The organism is Bradyrhizobium sp. 23AC, from assembly GCF_054863025.1.
Genome location: NZ_JAVAYN010000021.1, coordinates 20772 through 47549, shown reverse-complemented (window position 1 = coordinate 47549; position 26778 = coordinate 20772). Strand labels below are relative to the sequence as shown.

Genomic DNA, 26778 nt, shown 5'->3' with positions numbered 1-26778 from the left:
CGGCAGACGGGAATTGCCGCGCCGCGGACCGTTCAGATTGAACTTCGTGGCTGCCGAGGGCCGCGACGCTAGCATCCCGGGCGCTGTCGTCGCTTCGTCGGCACAGGACGAGGCAGATGTCTTCACATTGGTTGGAGCCGTGCTGGAAAGATCGTCGGCAGAGATGGTGTTGAGACCGGCTTCGGATGCAGTGTTCGCGCTGCTGGACGGTCGATCAATGCTCTTCAGTGAAGCAGGGCAGAAGATCTTTGAGCTGGACCGAGTAGGGGCATTCATCTGGTGTAAGCTGGCGCAAGGCGCCTCTCTGGAAGACACCTGTAAGGGGCTTGGGACGCTAGGCATTGACGAGCAGACCGCGCGCCAGTTCACCCGACAGGTCGTAGATGTCTGGATCGATCGAGCGTTGCTCGAGGTCGACTGGCGAATGCCGACCGATTTTGCCTTCTCAGCGGTACTAGGCCGGCACCGAATAGGGGTCCGGGCTGCAAATCGGGACCTCTTGAGGCGGCTGTGTTCGCTGTTTTTTGTTTCGGACCAGAACGCCGGCGGAGACGACGACATTGCGATCGAGGCAATGATGCTGGACGAGCAAGTGCTCTTGCGCGGAGAGGATTCCAGCATCTCCAGATGTCAAGTCGAAGCGCTTGCCCCAACGATCAAAGCTCACATCACCGAGCGGCTTATTCGAAGCGATCGCTGGACCTTCTCCCTTCATGCCGCTTCTCTCGTGAAGGACGGTATGGGCCTATTGTTGTGCGGCCAACCGGGAGCTGGAAAGTCTACCCTCACATTGCAGTTGGTGGATGCCGGACTTCGGTACGCCGGCGATGACGTTGCGCTGGTTGGCGCTGACGGAGCGATCTGCGGCATCCCGTTTGCTCTCACCCTCAAGGAGGGATCGTGGGACTTGCTCTCGCGGCTACATGGCGGCCGGTACGACGCGACGCATTGCCGCTCCGACGGCGTTCTGGTGCGATACGTACCCGTTGCGGATGCGTACCACCAAAGCTTTTCCGCAAGCTGGATCATCTTCTTGAACCGTGTCGCGAGCGGTCCGGCCGAACTAACCGCGATAGATCAACTGGATTCGATGAAGCGGCTCATCGACAACGGATTTGCTGCTGACGGAAGACTTTCGCAGGCCGGCTTTTTCGCTTTGAAGCGGATCGTCGCGGGCGCGCCATCGCTTCAACTCACCTATTGCGAGGCCGTGGACGCTCGCCGCGTGCTTATGGATCTATGCAATGGCAAGGCATAGCGCGGCGCTGACGAGCCTCTGCAATTGCCTGCAAGGCATGCCACCTGTCGATGTCGAATGGACGTCCGTAATCGGGCTCGCAAATCAAACCCTGACGACACCGGCGCTCATCGATTTTGTCGACAAATTTGCACCGATCCTGTCGGAGGACGTCTGCGGATATATTCGCCAGATCCACGGCCGAAACGTGCTGCGGAACAATCGGCTCGTCGCTCAACTCGAAGAAGCCGTCGTTGCGATGAACGACCTGGGAATTACGCCAATCATGCTCAAGGGGGCATCGACGCTGGTGACCGCGCCTGAAGAGCGACGAGGCGTTCGGCTAATGTCCGACCTGGATATTATGGTTATGCCGGACGAAGCCAGAATGGCAGTCTCCGCTCTATGCGCAATTGGCTACGAAGTTGACTATGAGACCCCTCCCGAAAGCCACAGATGGCATGTCGAGCTGAATCGCTCGCAGGATGTCGGGACCATCGACCTGCAGCGGGCAGCTCCAGGTCCTGCGTACCTCTACCAGAGCTTCGGGCACCCGCTGAACCATTGTGTGCCCGCGCCGCTGGGGCGCGGACGCGTGTACATCCCCGCGCCTACCTACCGGGCGCTCATGTTGATCATCCATGATCAATTTCAAGACTACGGTTATTGGCTGGGCGACCTCGACCTGCGGCACCTTGTTGAATTGCGCGATATGAGCAATTCTGCCGAGGGCCTGGATTGGAAAGAGCTTGCCTCTCTTGTCTCGGGCGAACTGATGAAGAACGCGGTTGAAACCCAGCTGTTTGCTCTTGCTGAGTTGCTTGGCGTCGAGATTCCGCGAGAGTTGCGCTCTCGGCTAATTCCCCGTCTGCAGTTCATGCGACAGTTGATGCAAGCACGATTTCCGGCCACACGCGTGCCCTTCCTCGCAATGATGATGCTGGATCTCGGAAACTACCGGAAGGTGGCCAATGACACCATCCAACCCACTGCGCGCCGGCGTGGATTGTGGTCCCTGCCGAGGATGGGAACCCTGCAGTTTCTGTTGAAGGCGGCCGTCGCGGTGCGCGCAGGGAAGGCCTAAAATCACAAGCCCCTCCGTTAGGGCTGCAGCTCCGAAGCGAACGCTTTCAACTGGCCGCGTTCCGAGCGAGTGCCAGCTTCCGGACGTGAATCTAACGATTTCGCGCATGCGGGGATTTGCAGCGGCAGGGCTATCAATGCTCTTGACCACCAGCATTCTGGTTGGAGGCTTCACCGTTCTCGTGAATCCTGAACTCCTCCAATGTGTGCCCTGATTGTAGGGCGGCGACCAGCCAGCGCGGCTGTTTGCCACGCCCAGACCAAGTCTCTGTCGGTTTGAGAGGGTTGAAGTATTTCGGTACGACCTTCGGATATTTGCGGCGGGGAGGCTGGCCTAGGCCCATCTCTGCCGCCCCGCTTTCGGGCCCACCGACCTGTTCCGGTTGATTGAGTTGCGCCAGGCGCTTCTCCAGCTCCCGCTTTTCGGCCGTGATCTTTTCAGCAAGAATCTTTGTTAGCTCCTCGTGGAGGAGCCATAGTTCTTCAAAATCCATGGCTTCGAGATCTTGCCTGCGCATAGCATTCTCGTCACCGTTCAACCCACGCTCCCGACTACCTTGTCATCTCCACGCCGAGTATCGTTTTCGAGCGGCAAATACGGATAGGTCCAAGGCTGGTCTTTCAAATTGGCGTGACAATAAATAATAATATATTATTTAATTATTTATTGCGAGGATTATTTTCATCAGTTTTTAATGCGGGCCCGATGAGAAACATTGGATGTTATCGATTGCCCTTTGGGGCAGCCTTCAGGAAGCGATCAGCCGGTTCATCGCTCCCGCGGCAAGATTGATTGATATCCAGGCTTTAAAGCCGCAAATCCAGCTGCGATGGCTCCCGCTGAGGGTATCGCAGTCGTAAGCTCCCGGTTGCCGAGGGTTCATGGTCGTATTTTACTAAGAACGAAGCAACGCGGCCTCGGGTGCCGATCATATTTGTCGAAAGTGCGGCATGGCAGATTGATCCCAGGCCCCGCTTAACGTGTCGTTCTTCACTTGAGTCGGGGCATCGGTGCACGTAAGGCGCGTAATGTTACTTTGGCCGCTATTAAATTGAGCGGATAAGTTCATTTTTTTGTCTTGATTAGAACCGGCGGCGCAGTTATGTGGAGCACCAACTTGCCGTTCGGTTCCACATATTTTTGTTTAAGCTGACCACTTGGTTCTTGATTAGCCGACCGGGACAATATTAAATGGGCGCAACTACAGGATGCTAGCATGTCGACCAAGAAGCTCGAACTAGAAGCGATGTCTCTGGACGATCTATGGTCGCTTCATGAGGAAATTAGCGGCATTTTGTCGGATCGGATTAAGGCGGAAAAGCAGGAACTGGAGAAGCGCCTGGCGGTTCTCGGAGGGGGAATGGCCGTGTTCGAAACCGGCGGGCCGGCCGTCGCCCCGACCGGCAAGCAGAGGCGCAAGTATCCGCGTGTGCTGCCGAAGTATCGCAACCCCCAGACTTCTGAAACCTGGTCAGGACGTGGCAAGCGGCCGCGGTGGTTGGTTGCTGCCATGAAATCCGGCCGACGGATCGAGGAGTTTCGCATAGCGGCAGCGACTCCGAAGCTTCGGCAGCGGGCGTGAGACGTCGTTACGCCAGCAGGTTGGCGCAGCTTGGCACTTTGAGCGGGGACCGAGCCTAGTAGGCGTTGCGGCCCCGCAAGACCTCCATCGGAGTTTGCAACAGGATTGCGAGATCCAGCCGAAGACTCCAATTGTCGACGTACCAGAGATCGTACTGTACACGTGCTTCGATCATGGACGCTGTAGGTGTTGCGCCGCGGCAGCCGTGGATCTGGGCCCATCCGGTCAGTCCTGGCCTGACCCGGCGGCGAAACGCGTAGTTTCGCACGAGCTTGTCAAACTGTCCGTCGTGGGCCAAGGCGTGGGGGCGCGGACCCACCAGCGACATGCTGCCCTCGAGCACATTCAGCAGTTGCGGCAGTTCATCGAAACTAGTTCGACGCAGCCATCTGCCCACGCGGGTGATGCGTTGGTCGGCCGGGGTGGCCTGAACTATCACGCTGCCGTCCTCGAGCACGTGCATGGTCCGAAACTTGCGGATCAAGAATGTCCGACCATTAAAACCACAGCGCTGTTGTCGGAAGAACACGGGGCCGGGAGAATCCAGCTTGATTGCGATTGCGGCAAGCGCAAGCAGCGGTGCGGATATCGCCAAGGCGAGCCCCGCGCCAAGAATATCAATGATTCGCTTGGTTGCGCACTCGAACGGGGTAAGGGGACCGCGCTGCAATTCTACGCAAACGGCACTACCAAGGCTGCGCGTAGGATGCCGTAGCAATTCGGCTGTTGTGCCGACCGGCACGAATATGACCGGAAACGGCAATACCCGCAACTCGGCAACAAATGCCCGAAGCTCGGGCCATCGCTCCGGGCTGGCTTCGACCACCACCTGGTCGAGCCGGGCGTTGCGAATGTGGTCGATTACGCGAGACGTGAGGCGCTTGCGACCGGCAGGACCGAACCCAATGGGGGGCAGGCTGAACCGCCCCTTGATGCAGTATCCATGCATAGCCAAGGTTTCCGGTAGGCCGGCATTCTTCGAAAGCGGCTGGTCCGTGATTAGAACGATATTCGTGCTGGCAAATCTTCTTTCGCTCAGGCCTCTTATCAGCAGCGATTTGACAGCCCATCGCTCGGCTACAAGCAACCCTAGGCCAAGGATGGCGAAGAGCGGGCCTGCTTCCTGAGATACGCCCGGACGAATTGCAAAGCCGTCGGCGGCCCAAATCAAGAGCAGCAATGACGCCCACGTCACGCAGACGGCCCGAACCTGGTTTTTGAGGACGAGGAGCTCAATCGGGCGATAAAGACCTTGAGCCTTCAGCACGGATGCAACGCAAGCTGCGCTGACCAGCGCTAAGCCAAATGCGTTGCCATGGTCTCCATCAGCTTGCCCGTTTTGGAGCCGGTACAGTAATGTGGAGACGACGCTCGCCAACAAAATCGTCGCGATATCGGCACAGAGTGCAACATGTTCGATCCAGTCATAACGGAGGGGCCATTTATGCCTGGGGGACACCGACGGCTCGAGGCTGACACGAGCCGTGTCGTTTCGATCGGGGAGGTGCCGGTTCACGAAGTTCATGGTGGGGCACTCGGAATTCGCATTTAATTTATTATTAATATTGAATATATCAAGCAAAATATCTTAATTTAAATGATACCAAATGCCGCTCTTCGGATCTGGCGCGTGCTCGAAGAACTGCCCATCGAAGCGGAACAGGTTTGGAACTACCGCGCCGCCCCTCGACCCCATGTCCGGTTCGGCAAAGGTAGATCCGTTTTAGGCCCAGGGATCGGGACTTCCTTACGCATGCTTTGAAGAGCTGCTGAATCCCATTCCGAAATCAGATTGTCCACAAGGGCCTTCCCCTCCGCCGACGCCGATTGATAGGCAGCAATGAGAGCGGGTCGAAGAGCGGGCTGCCTAGCAAAGGCAATCTTGGCGTCGCGCTGCACCAGTTCACGCAATTCGGGATCGCTGACGACCGAAGCCTCGCCGAGAGCGGCAGTCAGTCGTAGCGGAAGCAGTACCAAATCGTTTGGAGCTGTGTAGTAAGAGAGTTTCAGTAAGGCCGCGACGTCGTATTCGACCGATTTTTGTTCCCTCGACAGTGCCGCAAGCATGAGCCAAAGATCCCCTCGTAATGGCGAGGACCGCAGTGCCTGCGCCAGTACAGTCGGCGCGGCAGGATGGACTCCGAACTCCGGTCTTGAGGCTGCTGCTCCATTGGCCGCGGGCTGTGGGGCGGGAGCGGGTCTCCCAGACCGCAAATCGCCATCACTGCGCAGTGAGTTCTGCGGCAGCACTCTCAGAAGTGCTTGGCGTGAGGCATCATTGGCAGCGAGCGCTTCAACCGGCAAACCGCCGGGATACGACGGCTGAGCGAGCAGCCAGACCGTTTGGGCGATCAGCGCGACTGCGATGGAGCCCAATCCAATACGCATCGATGCATTGCCAATCCCATATGAGCGTATTGGCGCGCATGCCAGGCCCGGACTATCCAGTCCAACGACGGGCCGCGTCGACCGCGACTGCTCGGTCACGGCGCCTGTATCACGCTGGCTTTGGGCGACCGCAAGTCCGAACAGCGCGGCAGCCAACAGCGATGCGCCGAACTCGAGAATGCCGTCTTCGACCAAGGCCAGCACAACCAATGAAGTCGCCGCGCCGGCGCCAATGGCCGCGTAGACGTAGTCATGCCTTCGCCGCAGGGAGCATCTGAGCAAGGCCCCGGCGCCAACCACCGCAACGATCAACACGCCGTACAGAAAGGGGCGGCCCATCTCGATTGCGATGGCCGCGGCAGCCGTCGGGCGCTCTCGTGAGAACGGCGCGGCAATATCGCGATGGATTGGTAGCAATGCCGCGTAGGTTCCCGCGCCGGAGCCGGCATGGCCGGCATCCTGCAACATCCGCTCGGTCGCCCCCGGGGCGTGCTGGGACAGGGCGACTGTCAGATCGGCATTAGGCCTTATTGGCATGAGGGTGAAGGCCGCCAGAAACAACACTGCAGCCGTGGCCAGGACGCTCGCGATACCCCATAGCCCAGAGAACCAGTTACGGATCGCGAACGCGGCAAGCACGATTCCCACTCCGAGCAATGCCGCTGTGGCCGTTCCCATCCCGTCTCCGCTGGCAAGGGTTGCCGACAGACAGAGAAGGGTTGCGAGGAGTGCGAACGACAGAGTCGTCGCCACTCGAAATGGGCGTTGCTTGACACGGCGGCGGTGGTCCTCGAACGCACGGGTCATCATCGCTGCGGACAGCACCAGCCCCAGTACTGCCGGGACTGCGCCGGTCGCGGCGAGGACAGGAGTATCGCCGCGCGAGAAACCGTCCGTTCCGATCGTCTGCCGCAACAGCAGGTACGCACTGACGATCGTCGAGATCGAGACCAGCATGCAGAGGAGTTGCCACGCACGCTGTCTGTCCAGCGCGACGACAGTCGTGATGAGCGCGAGGGCGACGGCAGTGCTGTAGTGCAAGAATGCCTGCACAGTTGCACGGACGTCCACCGTGAGCCGTTCGGTGAGGGGGGCATTCAAGGCGGCCGATGCGGTTTCCCAAATCGGATTGCCGAGCCCGTGGATAGGAACTGGCGCGAGCTGGAAGGCCATGTAGATCGCCGGTACAGCGAGAATGAGGATGAGAACGAGTCCCGACCGCCGTACCAGACTCGCGATTGCGGAGGATGAGGCGAAGATTGCGGTTGCCAGCGCCGCGGTTGCGAGGAGAGCAGAGGATAGAGCTCGTTGCTGCGGGATCTCGGGCATTGCAAAAGCTGCTGCGACGGACACAACGAGTGCCAGCATCAGGAACCTGACGAGCATACCACGTCACCTCTCTGGCTTTGCGTTCCTCCGGATGCTCCGATCGGCAGACCGTCTAACGCGCAAATCGTGATGGTGCACGGCGAGGGGCCGCTCAAGAGCTCGAAAGACCGTAACGAACATAGTGACTGTCGTCGTAATAGTCGCTTCGATGGGTGTCGTATCGCGCCATTGCCTTGATGTCCGTCTTGTTCAAGACTGCGCCGATCAGCGAGTCCGAGATCGTTGGGGCGGTGTGCAGTGCATGCTGAACGACCTCGATCTTGGTGCGTCCCCACTCGACGACGAGAACGTAACAATCGATCAGAGGCGCCGTGACCCGTACGTCGACAAGCGGGCTCAGCGGCGGAAGATCTACAATGACATAGTCATAGCTTTGTCGCAGGCGATCAAAGAGCTTGCATATCGAGCTGTCGGACAGCAGTTCGCTCGAGTGAAGTACGGGCCCGCGTTGAACGGCCGGAAGAACGGCGAGATTTGTCCTCGGGTCCCGCCATACCACCTCCTCGAGTGGGCGAGCACCGTTCATGACCTCAATAATGCCATCCACTGCCTTCGGGACCAGACGGGCCGAGAGCGATGGATTCCGGAGATCGCAGTCCACTATGATGACCTTCTTTCCGCTGTGTCCGATGAGTTGCGCCACGGAAGCAGCAATCGTGGTCTTGCCCTCATTTGGGAGAGCTGACGTCAGGCCAATCACCTGGTTGGGGGTCTTCGCCGGGCTGTGATCGATCGCAATCTTGATCGCACGGATGGCCTCCGTGTACCGAGAGAGAGGCATGCCTACGACCGCGCGATGAATGTCCGGAGCGGTCGAAAGCATTCGTTGGCTCGAGTCTTCCTGCGTCTGTTGAAGCCGGGCCGACGGCCTCTGCGGCTTGGGTAAGTTCAGGATTGGCACGAGAGACAGGCACGGAAGTTCCAGCGCAGCCTCGAGCTGGGAAGAGGTACGGAAAACGCGGTCCATTACGTCTCTCACGAAACCGAGCAGCAGTCCGAGCGCGAGGCCACCCAGAAGACCGAAACTCAGCACGACCTTCGTCTTCGGTTTGCTCTTAGTCTGTGCGGCGGACGCGGGGAAGATGACCCGGGTTTCGGAGATAGGGAAGGTCTCCTGCTGCGTCGAGCCCATGTACTGCTGAAGGAAGGTGTCGTAGAGCGCCCGCAGGCTCTTCGCTCGACTTTCCAAATCTCTTATCGTCAGCTCTGCCGAGTTCGTGAGGCGCGACTGCGCAATGGCGACGGACAGACGTTTTTCGATCTCCTGCTGCCGCTGCTTTGCGAGTTCGGCTTCGCTGCGGCTTATCTCAGATAGTCTCTTAACCTCGTCTAGAATGGAGACCCGAAATTCACGGAGCCTGTTTCGGATGTTAACGACCGCCAGGTGGTCGCGCCCGACGCGCGCCGATAACTCGGCCTCACGCCTGGCGAGTTCGAGATATTGCTGGCGTAGCGACGTAATGATTGGACTGTTCATCGCGTCGGAGCCGATGGCATCCAGATTGTTGATCGCGGATGGTTTTGCCGGGTCGGTGCCGAGGAGAGTTTCGTAGCGGGACAGCTTGGCCGCAGCCTCCGAACTCTGCGCACGGGCGGTAGCCAGCCGAGTGTTAAGTTCCGTGATCTGCTGCTCGTCGATCGGTTTTCCACCGGGCGAAACGATGTTGTTCTGAGATTTGTAAGCGTCAACGGCACGTTCGGCGGTCAACGCCTCCTCGCCGAGGTTTCGCAGCCGTTCCCGCAGCCAACTTGTTGCAGTGCGGCTGGCTTCAAATTTCGCGTCGAGCTGATCGTTGATGTAGGCTTTGGCAATTGCGTTCGCGATTTCCGCCGCTAGCGCTGGATCGCTCGAGGTGAAGTTGACTTCAATAACGTGACTATAGCCAACTCGACCTGCAGATAGGCGATCCAGAAAGCTCGCAATGGCGACTTCTGAGAGCTGCTCTGGCGCGGCAGATTGCGCAGCTTCCGACGGATTCGATCGCCATCGTCGAAGCCAGCTCAGTAGCCAGGACTGCAGCGACCGTGACTCCTTGAAATCCGGGTGATCGCCCAATTTCAGCTGCTTGATCACGGCCGCAGCGGTTGCCTGCGACTTGATGATCTGCAGCTGCGTTTCGATCTGAGTGACATCGACGATCGGTTCGGAGAGCAACGATTGCTTCTGGAGGAATTGCGCCCTCGGGTTTTCGAACAGGACCTGAACCTGCGCCGTATAGGCCGGCGAGACCAGTCGGAGGTATATGAGGCTGGCGGCACCTGCCAGGACGGTGGTGAAAATGATGACGAGGTATTGCCGCCTTATAAAGACGAGCGCCAATTTAATGAGCTCGCCGATGCCCGCGGCGTCTTGGCGATCCGACTGCATTGGCATGGAGGAGGGCAGACGTGCCCCATCGGTCTGGAGCGTATTGGTCTGAAGCATCGGACAATTCTCTCGGCTATTGACAGTCGCGCGGGAGCACGGGGCCGTAGGCGATATTCGAATCCGCGGCCGTATTTAAAATAATATATCTGATAAATTTTGTATTGCCAATTAAATCTAGCTCAGGCATTAATTGCCTGGAAATTAACTCGATGAAGGGCCGGCGTCCGATTAAACCCGATATTTGTCGCGAACTGAGCGAGGCGGACTTGGTCCGCTGCGCTGCTCGGTTGGGAGGACATTGGGGAGATTAGGCCGACCGTCCGGGCGCTAGCGCCGCTTATCGGAGCGTGCGGTCATGCTGGAAGTGCGAAGTTTGGCGATTCCGGATGTCAAGCTGGTCCGATCGAAGCGCTTTTCCGATACGCGCGGCTATTTTTGCGAGACGTTTCGTCGCTCTGCTTTCGCCGAAAGAGGCATTTCTCACGATTTCATCCAAGACAATCAATCCTGCTCGGAGCGAGTCGGGACGGTTCGCGGATTGCACTTCCAGCAGCCTCCCTTCGCGCAGACCAAGCTGGTTCGCGTGTTAAGGGGAGCGATCGTTGACGTGGTGGTCGACCTTCGGCGGCGGTCGCCGACATTCGGCCAGCACGTCTCGGTCAAACTGGATAGCGAGACTGACGAGCAGTTGCTCGTTCCAAAAGGGTTCGCTCACGGTTTCTGTACGCTCGAGCCTCAAACTACGGTCTTTTACAAGGTCGACGAGGTCTACTCTCCGGACCACGACGCCGGCATCCATTGGGCGGATCCCGAATTGGCTATCGAGTGGCCGGTGAGGGCCTCGGCGGCCCAGCTTTCACCGAAGGATCGGGCGCTTCCCCGTTTCGACCAGCTTGCTTCAATGTTTGAATAGAGGGCGTGGCATGCGTGTCCTGGTGACCGGAGGAGCGGGATTTATCGGGTCTGCGGTCTGTCGACAGTTGGTGTTGGAAGCCGGTGCCTCGGTCGTCAATGTCGACAAGTTGACCTATGCGGCTAATTTGGCCTCGCTGGCATCCATCGAGGGTGCCAGCTGTTATCGATTTGAGCAGCATGACATCTGCGATCAGGAGGCGGTCACTCGTTTGTTTTACAAGTGGCAGCCAAGCGCAGTCATCCACTTGGCAGCGGAGAGCCATGTCGATCGGTCGATCACAGGCTCGGCAGCGTTCGTTAGCACCAACATCGTCGGTACCTATACTCTACTGGAAGCTGCCAGACGATATTACGACGGGCTTTCAAGCCAGAGGCAAAGACAGTTCAGGTTCATTCACGTGTCGACGGACGAGGTCTACGGTTCATTGGGGCCGGCCGACTGCTTCCGGGAAGATACCCCTTACCGGCCGAGTTCACCCTATTCGGCGAGCAAGGCCGCCTCGGACCACCTCGCGCTCGCCTGGTATAAGACCTACGGCTTGCCGGTGATCGTCTCCAATTGCTCGAACAATTACGGTCCATTCCAATTCCCGGAAAAGCTCATTCCGCTGGCGGTTCTCAACGCGATTGAGCACAAGCCGTTGCCTGTCTATGGCGACGGCAGCAATGTGCGCGATTGGCTTCATGTCGACGATCACGCCGCAGGCCTGATCAGGCTGCTATTCGAGGGCAGGGCCGGAGAGAAGTACAATTTCGGCGGCGATAGCGAACGCTCGAACCTGGAGGTAGTCACCCAGATTTGTGACGTGCTTGATCGATTGCGTCCGGGGCCGACAGCGAGGCGATCATTGATCTCGTTTGTGCCGGACCGTCCGGGACACGACGCACGTTACGCAATCGATGCGTCCAAGGCTCGCAGCGAGCTGGGATGGCGGCCGACCCGCAGCTTCGAGCAAGGTCTCGCCGACACGGTGGAATGGTATCTGGCTAGCGGCGCCTGGTGGGCGCGGGCTCGCAATATGGTCTACGACGGCGCGCGCCTTGGTCTCCCAGCCACCCGCCACTGAGGTTGCCATGATCGAACGACCGATTCTGATTGCTGGTCGAAACGGCCAATTGGGCAGTTGCCTTCGTGATCTCGCTGCGCTTAGCGGCCTATCTGCAGTGGCCCTCGGACGTGAGGAGCTCGACCTAGAAGTCCGGGACGGGATCGACAGGACGGTCGCCTCGATCGCCCCCTGCATGATCATTAATGCCGCGGCATATACGGCTGTGGATCGGGCGGAGGCGGAAGTCGGAAAAGCCTTCAGTGTCAACCGCGATGGTGCGGCCGCGTTAGCGGATGCCGCATGGCAGAGAAACATTCCGCTCGTGCATTTATCGACGGATTACGTCTTTGACGGTGCCAAGAGTGAGGCTTACGACGAAGCCGACGTTCCGGCGCCGTTGAACACATATGGCGCATCAAAGTTGGCCGGCGAGGCGGCCGTTTTGGCGGCGCATCCTCTCGCGACTGTCGTCAGGTCGTCTTGGATCTACAGCGCAACAGGAAGCAACTTCGTTCGGACGATGTTGCAGCTGGCCGAAACGCGTCCAATCATAAGGGTCGTCTGCGACCAACACGGAAGCCCGACGTCAGCCGCGGAGCTGGCCGCAGCGCTCCTGAAGATCGCAGAGCGGTCGATCACAGATGATCGCCGCATCGCGGCAGGCATCTTCCATGTGTCCGGCCAGGGAACAACGAGCTGGCACGGCTTCGCCGAGGCAATTTTCGATGGTTTATCCCGTCGTGGAGTGCGGCCGCCGGCGCTGGAAGCGATCACGACTGAGCAGTATCCCTGCGCTGCGCGCAGGCCCCTGAACTCCCGCCTGGACTCGTCCAAAGCGGAGCGCGTGTTTGGAATTCGGTTGCCGGCCTGGCGCCACTCTCTCGAAACTTGTCTCGACCAACTTGTCGGAAAAGGAGACACCGATGCTGAAGGGAATTGTCCTAGCTGGCGGCAGCGGAACGCGGCTCTATCCGATCACGCGTGTGGTCAGCAAGCAGTTACTGCCCATCTATGACAAGCCGATGATCTACTACCCGCTGTCGACGCTGATGCTGGCAGGAATCCGCGAGATCCTGGTGATCACGACCCCGGCAGACCGGTCTCAGTTTGAGCGATTGCTCGGAAATGGAAGCCAGTGGGGGATTAGCCTCAGCTATGCGGAGCAGCCTCGCCCCGGCGGCCTGGCGGAAGCCTTCATCGTAGGTGCCGATTTCATCGGAACCGATCGCGTCGCAATGGTGCTCGGAGACAATATCTTCTTCGGCGGCGGCTTGCGCGAACTACTCGCAAGGGCCGCAGCCCGCGAGGAAGGTGCAACCGTGTTCGCGTATCACGTGCGCGATCCCGAACGATACGGCGTCGTTACGTTCGACGAGGCGGGCCGCCCACTACGAATCGAGGAGAAGCCGAGAAAGCCGACATCGAACTGGGCGATCACCGGTCTCTATTTCTTCGATAACCGGGTCGTGCGATATGCCCGCCGTGTCAAGCCGTCGCCGCGGGGAGAGCTCGAGATCACGGATCTGCAAATGCGCTATCTCGCGGCCGGCGCTCTCCACGTCGAGCGCATGGGACGGGGCTTTGCGTGGTTGGACACGGGCACGGTCGAGTCGCTTCTCGACGCAGGGACCTTTGTGCAGACGCTTGAAAAACGCCAGGGCATGAAGGTGGCTTGTCTCGAGGAGGTCGCCTTTCGGCAGGGATTCATCGATGAAGATCAGCTTCTTGGACTGATTCAGCCGCTGGAGAAGAGCGGATACGGCAGGTATCTCAATGAAATACTGCGGTTGCCCGCGGCGCGCTCCGGCGTCGCAATCGATGGCTGATTTAAAGTTATTATTTCCGATTTAATTAATTGACTGGCGCGGTTCTTTTAAATTAAATACTTCGCTTGCGAAGCTCGAGGGCTGGCCATGTTGAATCAAAAGGCGAGCGTCTTCTATCGGTCGGCAAGGCCGCTCCTCCCGGAAGAGGGTGATTTCGGCCAGATAGATGCTGACTTGCTCGGTGCGCCCCTCTGGAATGCGATCCGGAGCAGAGACGCTGCTTGGCTGTGGAGGACGACCAGCACCCTGACGCGCCCGGACAGCCTCGGCTCGCTACTCTCCTCGGGCTCCGATCTGCGAGCGGTGATCGCGTCTTCGCGTTCGCGGGCCGGTACGACACATTGGATAAGTTCGAGCGGCGGCTATTGGAATGTCGCCGTGAACTGGAGTGCGGGTATTCCGATGGCGGCGTACGGCGCCTTCATCGACGCGCCTGGATCCTATGTTGTCACGACCAGAGCCAATGTCGATGTGGGCAGTTTGATCGTTGAAGCAGGTGTGACGATCGCGCTCGGGAAAGACTCGTCGTTCGTGGTGGAAGGTGACGCCATAAACAACGGGAGCATCAAGGTCGGATCGCCCGGCGGCGATGGGGTTGCCGCAGCGGACTTCAGAGGTGATGTCCGCGGGGCGGGCGCCTTCGCGATTTCCGACAAATCGGCACTCGAGATCGGAGGCTCGGTCTCCGGGCAGCTCGTGAACGGTTCGTTTTACGGAATAACCGTCTCCTTCGATACGGACGTCGGCACCCTGGTTCTCGATCGCTCCGCCCAATTTCATGGCCTGATCGGGAGCTCGTCGCCGGACCGACCGCTTTCAACCGGCAACCTGATCGACCTCAGGGATTTCGCTTTCACGTCGACGATGTCCGCCTCTGTTCACTACGACCTGGGCTCAAACATCAGCACAGTCGATTTCAGCAATGGAGTCGGCAATGTCACTCTGCTGTTCTCCGGGAACGACCCAAATTGGACCTTTGCAAGTGATGGGCAGGGCGGCACGATCGTTGCAGACCCGGTCACGAACCCGATCGTCCTGGAAAATCAGAAACAAGGCACATCGCCAAATATCTGGCAGATCGACCCTGGCGCGGACTCGACGAAAATCCAGGGGTTCACGACAGCGATAAGTACCAATATCGGCGGCACCGTTCAATTCAAGATCAACAACCAGACGGGCAATCCGAATTATCGTATCGATATCTACCGGCTGGGTTATTACGGCGGCAACGGCGCCAGATTGGTTACGACCGTACAGCATCAGGCCGCAACTTCCGTTGTGCAGCCGGCGCCATTGAAGAACGCATCGACTGGCCTCGTCGACGCCGGCAATTGGAGCGTGACCGACTCCTGGAGCCTACCGACGGACGCCGTTTCTGGCGTGTACATCGCCAACGTCATCGACGGAACGCAGATCTTCCAGATTCCATTCGTCATCCGCAACGATGCGTCGCACAGCGCTATGGTGTTTCAGACCTCCGATCAGACGTGGCAAGCCTACAACCCCTGGGGCGGAGCCAATCTTTACACCGGCAACGGACCTGGCATCAACGGTTCGGCCTATGCCGTAAGCTACAACCGCCCCATTACGACACGGGACGGCGGTCTGTACGGCACCTCCAACGATATGGTGTTCTCGGCGGAGTATCCGGCGATCTACTGGCTCGAGCAGAACGGATACGACGTCTCCTACATCTCCGGCATCGACGCTGCGACCAGCGGATCACTCCTGCTCAACCATCAAGTCTACATGGATGTCGGCCACGATGAATATTGGACCGATAGCCAGTTCTCCAACGTCCAGGCGGCCGGCCGTGCCGGCGTCAATCTGATGTTTCTCAGTGGCAACGAAGTGTATTGGCAAACGAGACTCGCGCCCAGTATCGATGTCAGCCAGACGGCCAACCGCACCCTGATCTCGTACAAGGACACCCACGCCAATCAGTTGATCGACCCAACTGGAACGGCGACTGGCACTTTCATGGACGCGCGCTTCGCGTCGACTGGAGGCCTGTCGGGAATCCCTTCCAATGCCCTCACCGGCCAGGTATTTCAGGTGGACTCCGATCGCACGGATATTATCCGGATTCCGTACGACATGACGAAGTTGCGCTTCTGGCGCAATACGTCGGTCGCCAATACGCCGGTGGGCCAAACCGCCTCGCTTGTACAGAATCTGCTCGGCTATGAGTGGGATTCGTCGCCTGATAACGGCTTCCGCCCGGCTGGACTGGTAAATGTGTCGTCTTCGACGCTGCAGATCACGGGCCAATATCTCCTGGACTACGGCAACACCACCGGCAACGGAACAGCAACTCATAATCTGGTCGAGTTTCGCGACCCGGTCAGCGGTGCCCTTGTTTTCGGGGCCGGCACGGTGTTCTGGTCGTGGGGCCTCGCCTCCGATCACGACCAGGTGGTTGGGTCCGCTACGCCGATTGATCCGAACGTCCAGCAAGCAACGGTCAATGTGCTCGCCGACATGGGCGTGCAACCCGCGACGCTGCAAGCGAGCCTGGTAATTGCTTCCCAATCGACTGATCACACTGCTCCAACATCCACCGTCACGAACGTCTCGGCCAGCAGCATCCCGGAGGGCCAGTCGGTTACCGTCACAGGATCGGCGAGCGATGCGGGCGGCGTCATCGGCGGTGTTGAAGTCTCGACAGACAGCGGACAGACGTGGCATCCCGCCAGCAGCAGAGTCGGCATCGCGAATGTGACCTGGTCGTATACATTCTCCGCTGGCGCTTCCGGCCAGTACAACATCAAGAGCCGGGCGGTGGACGACAGCCTGAACCTCGAGACGGCTGGCCAGGGCGTTGCTTACACCGTCACGCCCTCGTCGAACCTGACGATCTTTAATCCGACCGATACGCCGGCCGTAGTCACAACCAACGACGCCGGCGCTGTAGAATTGGGTATGAAGTTCGTCGCCGCCGAGTCCGGCGATATCACCGGCATCCGGTTCTACAAGGGGCCGCAGAACACGGGGACGCATCTGGGCGATCTCTGGACGACGAATGGCGTACTGCTTGCGAGCGCCACGTTCACCAACGAAAGCGCGAGTGGTTGGCAACAGGTGAATTTCGCGACACCGGTCCATGTGCAGGCCGGGGTCACCTACATCGCCTCCTATCACACGAATACCGGTCAGTACTCTACGACCGACTTCTATTTCGACAATGCCGGCCATACGCACGGTGCGCTGACGGCAACAGGCAGCGGCCTCAACGGTGTCTATGCCTACGGTCCCGGACCGCTTTTCCCGAACACTGTTTCGATTGTGAAGGCTCAGAATTATTGGGTCGATGTCGTCTTCAGAAATACCAGCCAGCAGCCGCAGGCCAACAATGACAGCGGCTTTAACGTAACCGAAAACGGTGTTCTGACCATTCCGGCATCGGCGCTGCTCGCCAATGATACGGATCCGGCCGGCCTGTCATTTTCGATCACCGGCGTGAGCAGCCCAATCAACGGTAGCGTAAGCTACAACGCTCAGACTCAGACAGTGACGTTCACTCCGACCGCGAATTTCGCGGGATCGGCGCAATTTTCCTATACGATCACTGACACGAGCGAGGCCACCGGAACCGGCCAGGTTCTCCTCAACGTCAACTATCCCGTCTCCGCGCAAAGCCTGTTCGCCACAAACGCCGCGCCGAGCGTGGCCAATTCGGGTGATACGAGCTCCGTCGAGGTCGGAGTCAAGTTTTCCGCTTCTGTGAGCGGGACGATAACCGGCCTTCGCTTCTACAAGGGGTCGTCGAATACCGGCACCCATGTCGCGCATCTGTGGAGCTCGACGGGAACGCTCCTTGGTACGGCGACCTTCGCGAATGAGACGGCCAGCGGCTGGCAACAGGTCAGTTTCGCGAGCCCGATCGCCATTTCCGCGGGAACGACATATGTCGCGTCCTACCACACCAACGGAAATTATTCCGACACTCAGAGCTACTTCACGAGCTCAGTTACGAACGGCCAGTTGACCGCGCCAGCGGCGGGGAATGGAGTGTACGCCTACGGAACCGGGACCGTCTTCCCGACCAACCTCTACAAGTCGACCAACTACTTTGTCGACGTGGTCTTCAATGGATCCGCCGCTACGAACAGGTCGCCGACCGCCGTGGCCGACACCGGCGACGCCACCGAGAAGGGCGGCGTCAATAACAGCACCGGCGGTTCGCTCGCCACGGGAAACGTGCTGACCAACGACACCGATCCGGACGCGGGCGATACGAAGACGGTAACTGCGGTGAGCTTCGGTTCGACTTCCGGCACGCTAGGATCGGCGCTGAATGGCGCGCATGGTAGCCTCGTGCTCAGTGCTTCGGGCGCCTTCACCTATACGGTCAATGAGACGGATCTTGCCGTTCAGGCCCTGCGGCTTGCGAACAACACGCTGACGGATGTCTTCAATTACACGATGCGTGATGCCGCCGGCGCAACATCCTCGACCACGCTCACAGTCACCATTCACGGTGCCAATGATGCACCGACGCTGGCGATCCAGACCGGTAACCAAACCGCGACAGTGGGTTCGGCGTTCTCGCTGACGCTGCCGGCCGGCACCTTCACCGATGTCGATTCCGGCGATTCACTCACCTATGGTGCGACAGCGGCGAATGGCTCCGCACTTCCCGCCTGGCTGACCTTTAACGCATCAAATCGAACCTTTAGCGGTACGCCATCGTCAGCGGATGTCGGCACGCTGGGTGTGAAGGCAGCTGTGACGGATCTCGGCAGCCAAACCGCGAGCGAAACGTTCAATATTGTCGTGACAACGACCGCGAACGCTCCGCCAACCGCCGTCGCCGACACGGGTGACGCGACCGAGAAGGGCGGTGTCAGTAACGGCAGCGGCGGCTCACCCGCCACGGGAAACGTTCTGACCAACGACACCGATCCGGACGCAGGCGATACGAAGGCCGTGACTGCGGTCAGCTTCGGTTCGACTTCCGGCACGCTGGGCTCGGCGCTGAATGGAGCGCACGGAAGTCTCGTGCTCAGTGCTTCAGGTGCTTTCACCTATACCGTCAATGAAACTGACTCTGCCGTCCAAGCCTTGCGGCTATCGACTACCACGCTGACGGACGTGTTCAATTACACGATGCGTGACGCCGCCGGCGCAACATCGTCGACTACGCTCACAGTTACCATTCATGGCGCCAATGATGCGCCGGTCCTGGCGGCCCAAACCGGCAACCAGACTGCAACGGTTGGTTCGGCCTTCTCGCTGACGCTGCCGGCCGGCACCTTCACCGATGTGGATTCCGGGGATTCACTCGCCTATACGGCAACTGCGGCCGACGGCTCGGCACTTCCCGCCTGGTTGTCTTTCAATGCGTCGACCCGGACTTTCAGTGGCACGCCGGCGTCGGCCGACGTCGGCACGCTCGGTGTGAAGGCCGCCGCGACTGATCTCGGCGGACTCACGGCCAGTGAGACGTTCAATATAGCAGTGGGCACGGCCTCCTCGACGGTCAGCTTGTTCTCGGCGTCCGATACGCCTTCGGTGCTCTCGACGTCCGACACATCTCAGGTCAATCTCGGCGTACGGTTCACATCCTCCGCGGCCGGCACGATTACCGGGATCAAGTACTACAAGAGTGCAAACGACACCGGCTCTCACACCGGCTCACTGTGGAGCAGCACGGGAACGCTCCTCGCGAGCGCAACCTTCTCCAACGAGACCAGCAGCGGTTGGCAAACCCTCACATTCAGCAGCCCCGTCTCGATTGCGGCCGGATCCACCTACGTGGCGAGCTTCCACAGCAACGGACGCTATGCGACGACGTCAAACTACTTTACCGCCGCACGCACGAACGGGCCGCTCACGGCTCCCGCGAGCAACAATGGTGTGTACACTTATGGAACAGGCAATCTGTTTCCAACCAGTACATTCAGCGCGACCAACTATTGGGTCGATGTGTTGTTCAGCAACGGGAGTGGCGGCACGAACCAGCCGCCGATCGCCAACAACGACAGCGGCTTCAACGCCACCCAAAACGTACCGCTCAGCATTTCCGGTTCGGCACTCCTCGCAAACGATACCGATCCTAACGGGGATGCGCTAACAATCACCGGGGTCAGCGGGGCCGTCAACGGGACCGCTAGCTTCAACACCCAGAACAATACGGTGACGTTCACATCGGCGAGCAATTACACCGGACCGGCCTCGTTCGATTACACGATCTCGGACGGTCGAGGCGGGACGGCGAGCGCAAGTGCGACCGTGACCGTTCACGCGCCGTCAGCAAGCACCGTAAGCCTGTTCAGCTCGAATCCAACGCCCAGCGTGGTGACGGTGAATGATCCGAATTCGGTTGAGCTCGGTATGAAGTTCCAGGCTTCCACCACTGGCGACGTCATGGGGCTGCGCTTCTACAAGGGACCATCCAATACCGGCACTCACGTCGCCGATCTTTGGAGCAGCACCGGGACCCTGCTAGCGACGGCCACATTTACCAATGAGACGGCGAGCGGCTGGCAGCAGGTCAATTTCGCGACGCCGGTCACGATCACGGCGGGCACGACCTATGTCGCCTCCTACCACACTGCGGGAAGCTATTCGGACGATCCGAATCTATTTGCCAGTTCGGTAACCAACGGACCATTGACCGCTCCGTCATCCGCGTCCAGCGGCGGAAACGGCGTCTATGCATACGGATCCGGAAGCCTCTTCCCCACCAACACCTTCAACGCGACGAGCTACGCGGTTGACGTCCTCTTCAGGCCGCAGCTCGCAGCATAGGAGAACCGCAATGCATACAGAGCTCTATACTGACGGGATTGACGAGGTCACAATTGGCGGGTCGATCGTGCGAGTGGACCTGGTCAGTCTCTCACCCACGGAACGTGATGCCAACAACGCGCCCAAGAAAGTCTTTCGGCAAAGGCTGATCTTTTCGGCGGAGTCGTTCGCGAACTCCGTGGAGGTGATGCAGAACGCGCTTCAGGGTCTGGTCGATGCCGGCGTCGTCCAGCGCTCTCGGCCCAGGACGCCGATGGCCGCGCCACAGGCGAGTGCGCGCGTCGAGCCTGCCTCGCCAGTTTCGGACAATCCGCGATCTTCCAATGCCTCAACCAACTTCCGTTGAAATCGAGAGGTTCGAACCAGAACCGCCGTCGTCCGAGGACGAGCCGCGTCGGGCTGCTCAAACGGCCCTTGAATGCCTGTCACGGATCGCTGCCCATCACGGTATCGATCTGCCTTCTGATCGGTTGCGGCACGCCTATGCCGTCGACGAGACTGGCATCTCGACCGATCTCTTGCTGCGCATGGCTCATGATGCTGGCCTTCGCGCCCGCACGGCGCAGCTCGATTGGAAGGCGATATGTCAGCTCGGTGAAGCCTATCCGGCTCTTGTCCAGCTCTCGAACCTCAACTGGGTCCTCGTGGTCGGCGCTGGGCCGGAAGGCGACGCTGTAACAGTCTTCGATCCTCTGGCCGAGCGGAGAGGAGAGCACCTGCTGGTCGATGCGGACCGCTTCTGCGCCAGGTGGACCGGAAAGGTCGTTCTGTTCAAGCGCGAGAGCTCCCCATCGCAGGGCCACAGGCCCTTCGGACTGCGCTGGTTCATACCCGAAATGCTGCGGGAGTGGCGGCTCCTTTCCGACGTCGCAATTGCTGCGGTGTTCCTCTATGCGCTCGGGCTGGCGCTTCCGATCTTCTTTCAGCTCGTGATCGACAAGGTTCTTGTCCATGAGAGCCTCACGACACTCTACGTGCTCTCGGCTGGCGCGATCCTTGCGCTCTGTTTCGACGCCGTCTTCAGCTTCTTGCGGCGCTACCTGCTGCTCTATGCCACGAACAAGATCGACATCCGGGTCGCGACCAGGACGTTTCGGCATCTTTTGGGACTTCCGGTAACCTTCTTCGAGCGCATCTCGGCCGGCGTGTTGGTGAAGCACATGCAGCAGGCCGGACGAATCCGTGAGTTCCTGACCGGCCGACTGTTTCTGACCGCCTTGGACGCACTTTCGCTTTTCGTCTTTCTGCCTGTTCTTGCGCTATACAGCATCAAGCTGACGTGCGTCGTGCTGGCCTTCACCGCCATCAGCGCGAGCGTGATTGCTATTTTGATGGGACCGTTCCGACGGCGGCTCTACCAGCTTTATCAGGCCGAAGCCGGGCGCCAGGCGCTCCTCGTTGAGACCGTGCACGGCATGCGTACCGTGAAGTCGTTGGCCATGGAGCCCGGCCAGAACAGGACATGGGACGATCGTTGCGCGCAGTCGGTATCGATGCGGTTTGGCGTCGAAAAAATCTCGGCGGGCGCTCAGGCCTTGACCGGTTTCCTCGAGAAGATGATGACGCTCGGCATCGTCGCACTTGGTGCGCTCGACGTCTTCGGCGGCGAGATGACGATCGGCGCACTTGTCGCCTTCAACATGCTGGCGGGACGGGTTTCGGGGCCGCTGGTGCAGATGGTGACCATGGTGCATGAATATCAAGAGGTTGCGCTCGCCGTTAAGATGCTCGGCGAGGTTATGAACACGGAGCTGGAACGCGACGGTCGTCGCGAAGGCGTGCGGCCCGACTTCGCCGGGCAGATCGAGTTTGAAAACGTCACGTTTCGCTATGGGGAGGGAACGCCGGCGCTGGACGACGTGTCGTTCTCGATTGCTCCCGGCTCGATCTTCGGAATTGTCGGCCGGAGCGGTTCGGGCAAGACGACGCTGACACGCCTGATCGCGGGAATGTATCCGGTGCAGCAGGGGTTGGTGCGCATCGACGGTCACGATTCGCGCGAGATCGATCTCGCCCATCTGCGGCGGAATCTAGGGATCGTGCTCCAGGACAGTTTCCTATTCCGGGGCACAGTGCGCGAAAATATCGCATGCGTGAGGCGCGACGCCACATTCGAGGAGGTCGTCCGGGCGGCTCAGCTCGCCGGCGCGGACGAGTTCATAGAGCGGCTGCCGAGGGGGTTCGACACCATGCTCGAGGAGCAGGCATCGAACCTGTCAGGCGGGCAAAAGCAGCGGCTTGCGATCGCGCGGGCCTTGATCGTCAACCCGCGCATCCTGATCCTCGATGAGGCCACCAGCGCACTGGATTCCGAGAGCGAGGCGATCATTCGGCGCAATCTGCGACGTATCGCGGAGGGACGGACCGTCGTCATCGTATCGCACCGGCTTTCGATGCTGTCGGACGCAAGCCAGATTTTGGTGATCGACCGTGGACGGGTCGTCGATGTAGATCGTCACGACGCGCTGCTGTCGAAATGTACATTCTACAGGCATCTCTGGAACCAGCAGACGAGGCAAGTCGCATGACTGCGGCTGAAAAGACCAGAGCTGAAGCAGCCTCAGGCAGATCCGGATCTCCGTCCGGTTCACGGACGAGACGCCGGCTCATGAGGTCCGCGCCCACAGATTCTCGCTTTGTCGCGCAATTTCAGTCAGATGCAGCTGAGATCGAGCAGCAGACGCCACCGCGTTTGGGGCGGATCACGCTCTATTGCGTCGTCGCCCTGATCGCTGCGGCGATCACATTCGCATGTGTGTCTCGCGTTGATATGATTGTGACCGCACAGGGCAAGTTGATCACGACGCGTCCGAACCTGGTCGTACAGCCGCTGGAAACCTCGGTTATTCGGGAGATTCGCGTCAAGGCCGGCGACGCCGTTAATCGTGGCGACGTTCTTGCGGTCCTCGATCCGACATTCTCTCAGGCCGATCTCGCCCAACTGCGCGGCCGCCTGGCGGGTCTCGACGCCTCCATCGACCGGCTTCGAGCCGAGTTGGATGGCACGGACTACGGCCTCGATGAGACGGCGAACGCCGACCAAGCTCTGCAGAGAAAGGTATTCCTCCAGAGGAAGGCGGCTTACGACCTTCAGATCCAGAACTATGACGCGCAGATTGCGTCCGCACAGGCCAATCTAAAAACGGCTCAGAGCGAGGAGTTGGTCCTGGCCCAGCGGCTGGACACGATGCAGTCCATTGAAGCCATGCGAAACGCGTTGATGGCCAAGGAGGTCGGTTCAAGACTGAACTTCCTGCTATCACGGGATGCGCGGCTGGAGGTCGAAAGCAACATGGCGCGAGTCCGTGGCAGCATCGTCGACAACACGCATCGCCTGGACAAGGCCCGTGCAGACCAGAAGGTGTTCGCCGCCGAGTTTCGCCGCGGCGCCTATCAGGAACTTGTCGAGACGTTACCAAAGCGCGATGGAACTGCCGAAGAGCTCAAAAAGGCGGAGCTCCGTCGGCAGCTGATCGTGCTGAATGCACCGGCGGATGCGGTGGTACTCGACATCGCCAATCGAACGGTGGGTTCGGTGGTCCGCGAGGCCGAGACTTTGTTTGTGCTGGTTCCACGGGATGAGACGCTCCGGGCGGAGGTCAACGTGGAGGGCAGGGATATCGGGCAGGTGGCGGTCGGGCAGGCCGTACGAGTGAAGTTCGAGGCATTTCCATTTCAGAAGTACGGCACCGCTACTGGCGAGGTCGGAGTCATCAGTCAGGACTCATTCTCGCCAGAGGCGAAGGCCGAAGGTGTGCGCCGGTCGTCAGCTCCCTATTACCGCGTACTGATCGATCTGCGGGACACGCACCTTCGGCTGCCGTCCGAGCGCGTTCAGTTGATTCCCGGTATGGCGGTCACCGCCGAGATGAAAGTCGGACAGCGAACGGTGATTTCATATTTCCTCTATCCCTTGCTTCGCGGCTTGGATGAAAGCATCCGGGAGTACTGAGCCGAATTTACAATGGTGTACTGGAAATGATGATCAGTCCGAACTCTGGTGTGAAATTCTTAGTGCCCGCTGAAGCGAAGGCGCCGTTAGCAAACTCGCCGCTGGTGAACTACGCGTTGCAGGGGCTTGAGCGGTGCTGGTTGCCCGCGGAGCGTCGTTGGTCGCATATTTATCGCCTCGACCGGCCCGCTTCGCCGAACGAGTCGCTGCCGCATAGCGACGTGTTCTACACTCTCAACGTCTTGCTTGGGATGTCGCGGGTCGCGAAGCTTCCGGCTGATATTGATCTCCCGGAGATCTTCTATCGAAATGCCATTAGGCTTACCGCGCTCCCCGTGCGCAAATATGCGTTCGGCATGGCGCTGTGGGCTGCCGCCGAGCTCCGCCTTCCTGTTCCGGAGCCAGTTAGGCGCGAGCTGAAAGCGGTTCTCTCGGATCAGTCGCGGTGGCAGGCTTTTCGGGCGCAGGACCTTGGCATGCTGCTGACGGGTGTCATCGCCCAGGCGAGGGAAGGCGAGAAGGAGTGGCTATGCTTTGCCGGCCCGCTCTACCGATTCCTGAAGGAACGTTTCCATGGCGATTCCGGATTGTTCTTCGATGCGCCGTCCGGTTTCCGTCGCCGTTTCGCATCATTTGCGACGCAAACCTATCTCTCCATCGCCTGCTATCAGTACGGCGAATTCACCGGCGATGCGTCCGCGCTCGTCATGGCTGATACTTGCGTGCGCGATCTGATTGCGCTGCAAGGTCCCCAAGGTGAATGGCCGTGGTTCTTCGATGCGACGAGCGGCCGCATCCTCGATTTCTACGAGATCTATTCGGTCCATCAGTATGGAATGGCCCCAGCGCTGCTGGAATGGGCCGAGCGCTTTGGACGACGGGGAGCCCGGGAAGCGCTGGTCAAGGGATTCAACTGGGTACTTGGTCAGAACCAGCTAGGCCGGACCATGCTCGTGCCTGAACTGAACCTGACGATCCGCTCGCAGGTTCGCAAGGGTGAACTGACGACCAAGGCGCCGCGGGTGTTGCGGGCGATCAAGAACGTCTGGCGCGAGGGCGGGGGAGACCTGATCGACAGCACAGATGTGGACGTTCGGCTTGAGTGCCGCAGCTACGAGCTCGGTTGGATCTTGTGGTCATTCGGTCGTCGTACCGACTTGCGGGATCTCAGTCACAACGTCGCGTTCGAACAGCCAGCCTGCCCGGCCGGTAGCGTGCCGCAGCGCAACGGCAGCGCGATCGGCTAGCGATTCCAGACAACCGTGCCCTCTCTCCGAAGTAGGGCCAGCATTCTGGTCGTTCGATGGCTGCGAACCGCGCAGAGAACGGCAATCGCTTTGAGGCGCGCGCTTATTCCATGGAGGCGTCCGCTCGTCAGTACAGTGATGGCGCCGACCGCCGGTGATACCAGGACGAGAAGGGCCGTGGCAAACCAGCGCAGCTGCCAGCCGCGCGCGGCCTGTGCGGTGTTGCGGTAGTGCGCGATTTGGCGGTCCCATTTCGCATAGAGCTCTCGAAGAGAGCGGCGCGCAGCGTGGAACACGATCATCCCGGGAACGTAGCGAAATTCGCAGCCGGCGCGGATGGCCATTTGTCCCCATTGCATATCTTCCGCGAACTGAATGCCCGGGAAAGGTCCGATCTTCGCAAAGTCGGCGCGGCGAACCGCAAGATTTGCCGTGACGGAGTAGCCGTGCTTGGTGACGTACAAGCGATTGCGAAAGCCAAAAACGCTTTCATAAGCTTCGATCGCGGTGAAACGCCCTTCGGCGGCAGGCCTGATGCGAACCTCTCCGCCAAGGATCGTCCCCGGCCTGGCTTGCTGGAACGCCTCACGGATCGCGGTCAGCCAGTCCGGATGAGCCCGGCAGTCGGCATCCACAAAAGCGAGGATATCGCCTCTCGCGCAAGCTGCTCCTGTGTTTCGCGCCGGGCCCGGACCGGGATGCGCCTCGTGCTCCAGCCTGACGCCGGAATGGCCGGCAATGACGTCTATCGGCGGCACGGTCGAGCCGTTGTCCACCACGATGATCTCGAACAAATCCCGTGACAGGGTCTGCGCATCCAGGCTTCGCAGACAGGCTTCCAAGGCGTCAGCCTGATTGAGGTGGGGAATAATGACCGAGATCATTTTGATGATGCCCCTATTTAATTCACGTCGGCCTGCGGCATATCTGCCGGGGCGGTAATTTAGCGTCCCTGAAGGGGGTTGCTGCATTTAATCCTTGCAATTAA

Annotated in this window: 17 protein-coding genes; 12 read left to right on the top strand and 5 right to left on the bottom strand. The window is 59.6% G+C overall.

Annotated elements, in window-relative coordinates; translation table 11 throughout:
• Window positions 1–46 precede the first annotated feature (46 nt).
• Both RAD10_RS34075 and RAD10_RS34070 read left to right on the top strand, forming a co-directional pair.
• Window positions 47–1258 carry a serine/threonine protein kinase gene (locus RAD10_RS34075; protein WP_461620938.1) on the top strand — a complete coding sequence of 404 codons (1212 nt, stop codon included), beginning with the start codon at window positions 47–49 and terminating at the stop codon, window positions 1256–1258.
• Complete coding sequence (locus RAD10_RS34070) at window positions 1245–2321, top strand: nucleotidyltransferase family protein (RefSeq protein WP_461620861.1); 1077 nt, start codon at window positions 1245–1247, stop codon at window positions 2319–2321. Before RAD10_RS34075 ends, RAD10_RS34070 begins: the two co-directional genes overlap by 14 nt.
• Window positions 2322–2454: 133 nt before the next feature.
• Here RAD10_RS34070 and RAD10_RS34065 read toward each other — a convergent pair whose 3' ends face one another.
• Window positions 2455–2838 (bottom strand): H-NS histone family protein, encoded by a 384-nt coding sequence (locus RAD10_RS34065; RefSeq protein ID WP_461620937.1) that lies wholly within the window; start codon window positions 2836–2838, stop codon window positions 2455–2457.
• 699 nt (window positions 2839–3537) lie between these two features.
• Here RAD10_RS34065 and RAD10_RS34060 point away from each other — a divergent pair.
• Window positions 3538–3903, top strand: coding sequence for an H-NS histone family protein (locus tag RAD10_RS34060; RefSeq protein ID WP_461620860.1), 366 nt, complete (start codon window positions 3538–3540; stop codon window positions 3901–3903).
• 55 nt (window positions 3904–3958) lie between these two features.
• On the opposite strand, the gene RAD10_RS34055 is transcribed toward RAD10_RS34060, so the two are convergent.
• The 3 genes from RAD10_RS34055 to RAD10_RS34045 form a co-directional block, all read right to left on the bottom strand.
• Window positions 3959–5428 (bottom strand): exopolysaccharide biosynthesis polyprenyl glycosylphosphotransferase, encoded by a 1470-nt coding sequence (locus RAD10_RS34055; RefSeq protein ID WP_461620859.1) that lies wholly within the window; start codon window positions 5426–5428, stop codon window positions 3959–3961.
• Between the two features lie 146 nt (window positions 5429–5574).
• Window positions 5575–7677, bottom strand: a complete 2103-nt coding sequence (locus tag RAD10_RS34050; protein WP_461620858.1) for a hypothetical protein — start codon at window positions 7675–7677, stop codon at window positions 5575–5577.
• Between the two features lie 94 nt (window positions 7678–7771).
• Window positions 7772–10105, bottom strand: coding sequence for an AAA family ATPase (locus RAD10_RS34045; RefSeq protein WP_461620857.1), 2334 nt, complete (start codon window positions 10103–10105; stop codon window positions 7772–7774).
• Window positions 10106–10403: 298 nt separating this feature from the next.
• Here RAD10_RS34045 and rfbC point away from each other — a divergent pair, with 298 nt between their 5' ends.
• The 9 genes from rfbC (at window position 10404) to RAD10_RS34000 (ending at window position 25790) form a co-directional block, all read left to right on the top strand.
• The gene (gene rfbC / locus RAD10_RS34040) at window positions 10404–10961 is read left to right on the top strand and encodes a dTDP-4-dehydrorhamnose 3,5-epimerase (protein ID WP_461620856.1); all 558 of its coding nucleotides are present in this window, start codon (window positions 10404–10406) and stop codon (window positions 10959–10961) included.
• A 10-nt stretch (window positions 10962–10971) separates the two neighbouring features.
• Entirely contained in the window at window positions 10972–12030 is a 1059-nt protein-coding gene (rfbB, locus tag RAD10_RS34035; RefSeq protein ID WP_461620855.1) for a dTDP-glucose 4,6-dehydratase, read from the top strand.
• 7 nt (window positions 12031–12037) lie between these two features.
• Window positions 12038–13027 carry a dTDP-4-dehydrorhamnose reductase gene (gene rfbD, locus RAD10_RS34030; RefSeq protein ID WP_461620854.1) on the top strand — a complete coding sequence of 330 codons (990 nt, stop codon included), beginning with the start codon at window positions 12038–12040 and terminating at the stop codon, window positions 13025–13027.
• Window positions 12936–13838, top strand: a complete 903-nt coding sequence (gene rfbA / locus RAD10_RS34025; RefSeq protein ID WP_461620853.1) for a glucose-1-phosphate thymidylyltransferase RfbA — start codon at window positions 12936–12938, stop codon at window positions 13836–13838. Before rfbD ends, rfbA begins: the two co-directional genes overlap by 92 nt.
• A gap of 87 nt (window positions 13839–13925) precedes the next feature.
• On the top strand, window positions 13926–20591 hold the full coding sequence (locus RAD10_RS34020) for a DUF4082 domain-containing protein (protein WP_461620852.1): 6666 nt from the start codon (window positions 13926–13928) through the stop codon (window positions 20589–20591).
• Window positions 20592–20601: 10 nt separating this feature from the next.
• Window positions 20602–20937, top strand: coding sequence for a hypothetical protein (locus tag RAD10_RS34015; RefSeq protein WP_461620851.1), 336 nt, complete (start codon window positions 20602–20604; stop codon window positions 20935–20937).
• Window positions 20915–23119, top strand: a complete 2205-nt coding sequence (locus tag RAD10_RS34010) for a peptidase domain-containing ABC transporter (protein WP_461620850.1) — start codon at window positions 20915–20917, stop codon at window positions 23117–23119. The genes RAD10_RS34015 and RAD10_RS34010 overlap by 23 nt, the downstream gene beginning before the upstream one ends.
• Window positions 23116–24543: an HlyD family type I secretion periplasmic adaptor subunit gene (locus RAD10_RS34005; protein ID WP_461620849.1), complete on the top strand. Its 1428-nt coding sequence runs from the start codon at window positions 23116–23118 to the stop codon at window positions 24541–24543. Before RAD10_RS34010 ends, RAD10_RS34005 begins: the two co-directional genes overlap by 4 nt.
• A gap of 26 nt (window positions 24544–24569) precedes the next feature.
• On the top strand, window positions 24570–25790 hold the full coding sequence (locus RAD10_RS34000) for a hypothetical protein (protein ID WP_461620848.1): 1221 nt from the start codon (window positions 24570–24572) through the stop codon (window positions 25788–25790).
• Here the strand turns inward: RAD10_RS34000 and RAD10_RS33995 are convergent.
• Complete coding sequence (locus RAD10_RS33995) at window positions 25787–26674, bottom strand: glycosyltransferase family 2 protein (RefSeq protein WP_461620847.1); 888 nt, start codon at window positions 26672–26674, stop codon at window positions 25787–25789. The genes RAD10_RS34000 and RAD10_RS33995 overlap by 4 nt on opposite strands.
• Window positions 26675–26778: the final 104 nt, after the last annotated feature.

What these genes read in the sequence shown, in the direction of transcription:
- RAD10_RS34010 (WP_461620850.1), top strand. Translation starts at nt 20,915, where the DNA reads ATGCCTCAACCAACTTCCGTTGAAATCGAGAGGTTCGAACCAGAACCG.
- rfbD (WP_461620854.1), top strand. Translation starts at nt 12,038, where the DNA reads ATGATCGAACGACCGATTCTGATTGCTGGTCGAAACGGCCAATTGGGC.
- RAD10_RS34015 (WP_461620851.1), top strand. Translation starts at nt 20,602, where the DNA reads ATGCATACAGAGCTCTATACTGACGGGATTGACGAGGTCACAATTGGC.
- RAD10_RS34060 (WP_461620860.1), top strand. Translation starts at nt 3,538, where the DNA reads ATGTCGACCAAGAAGCTCGAACTAGAAGCGATGTCTCTGGACGATCTA.
- RAD10_RS34050 (WP_461620858.1), bottom strand. Translation starts at nt 7,677, where the DNA reads ATGCTCGTCAGGTTCCTGATGCTGGCACTCGTTGTGTCCGTCGCAGCA.
- RAD10_RS34070 (WP_461620861.1), top strand. Translation starts at nt 1,245, where the DNA reads ATGGCAAGGCATAGCGCGGCGCTGACGAGCCTCTGCAATTGCCTGCAA.
- RAD10_RS34045 (WP_461620857.1), bottom strand. Translation starts at nt 10,105, where the DNA reads ATGCTTCAGACCAATACGCTCCAGACCGATGGGGCACGTCTGCCCTCC.
- RAD10_RS34065 (WP_461620937.1), bottom strand. Translation starts at nt 2,838, where the DNA reads ATGCGCAGGCAAGATCTCGAAGCCATGGATTTTGAAGAACTATGGCTC.
- rfbB (WP_461620855.1), top strand. Translation starts at nt 10,972, where the DNA reads ATGCGTGTCCTGGTGACCGGAGGAGCGGGATTTATCGGGTCTGCGGTC.
- RAD10_RS34000 (WP_461620848.1), top strand. Translation starts at nt 24,570, where the DNA reads ATGATGATCAGTCCGAACTCTGGTGTGAAATTCTTAGTGCCCGCTGAA.
- RAD10_RS34055 (WP_461620859.1), bottom strand. Translation starts at nt 5,428, where the DNA reads ATGAACTTCGTGAACCGGCACCTCCCCGATCGAAACGACACGGCTCGT.
- RAD10_RS34020 (WP_461620852.1), top strand. Translation starts at nt 13,926, where the DNA reads ATGTTGAATCAAAAGGCGAGCGTCTTCTATCGGTCGGCAAGGCCGCTC.
- RAD10_RS34005 (WP_461620849.1), top strand. Translation starts at nt 23,116, where the DNA reads ATGACTGCGGCTGAAAAGACCAGAGCTGAAGCAGCCTCAGGCAGATCC.
- rfbC (WP_461620856.1), top strand. Translation starts at nt 10,404, where the DNA reads ATGCTGGAAGTGCGAAGTTTGGCGATTCCGGATGTCAAGCTGGTCCGA.
- rfbA (WP_461620853.1), top strand. Translation starts at nt 12,936, where the DNA reads ATGCTGAAGGGAATTGTCCTAGCTGGCGGCAGCGGAACGCGGCTCTAT.
- RAD10_RS33995 (WP_461620847.1), bottom strand. Translation starts at nt 26,674, where the DNA reads ATGATCTCGGTCATTATTCCCCACCTCAATCAGGCTGACGCCTTGGAA.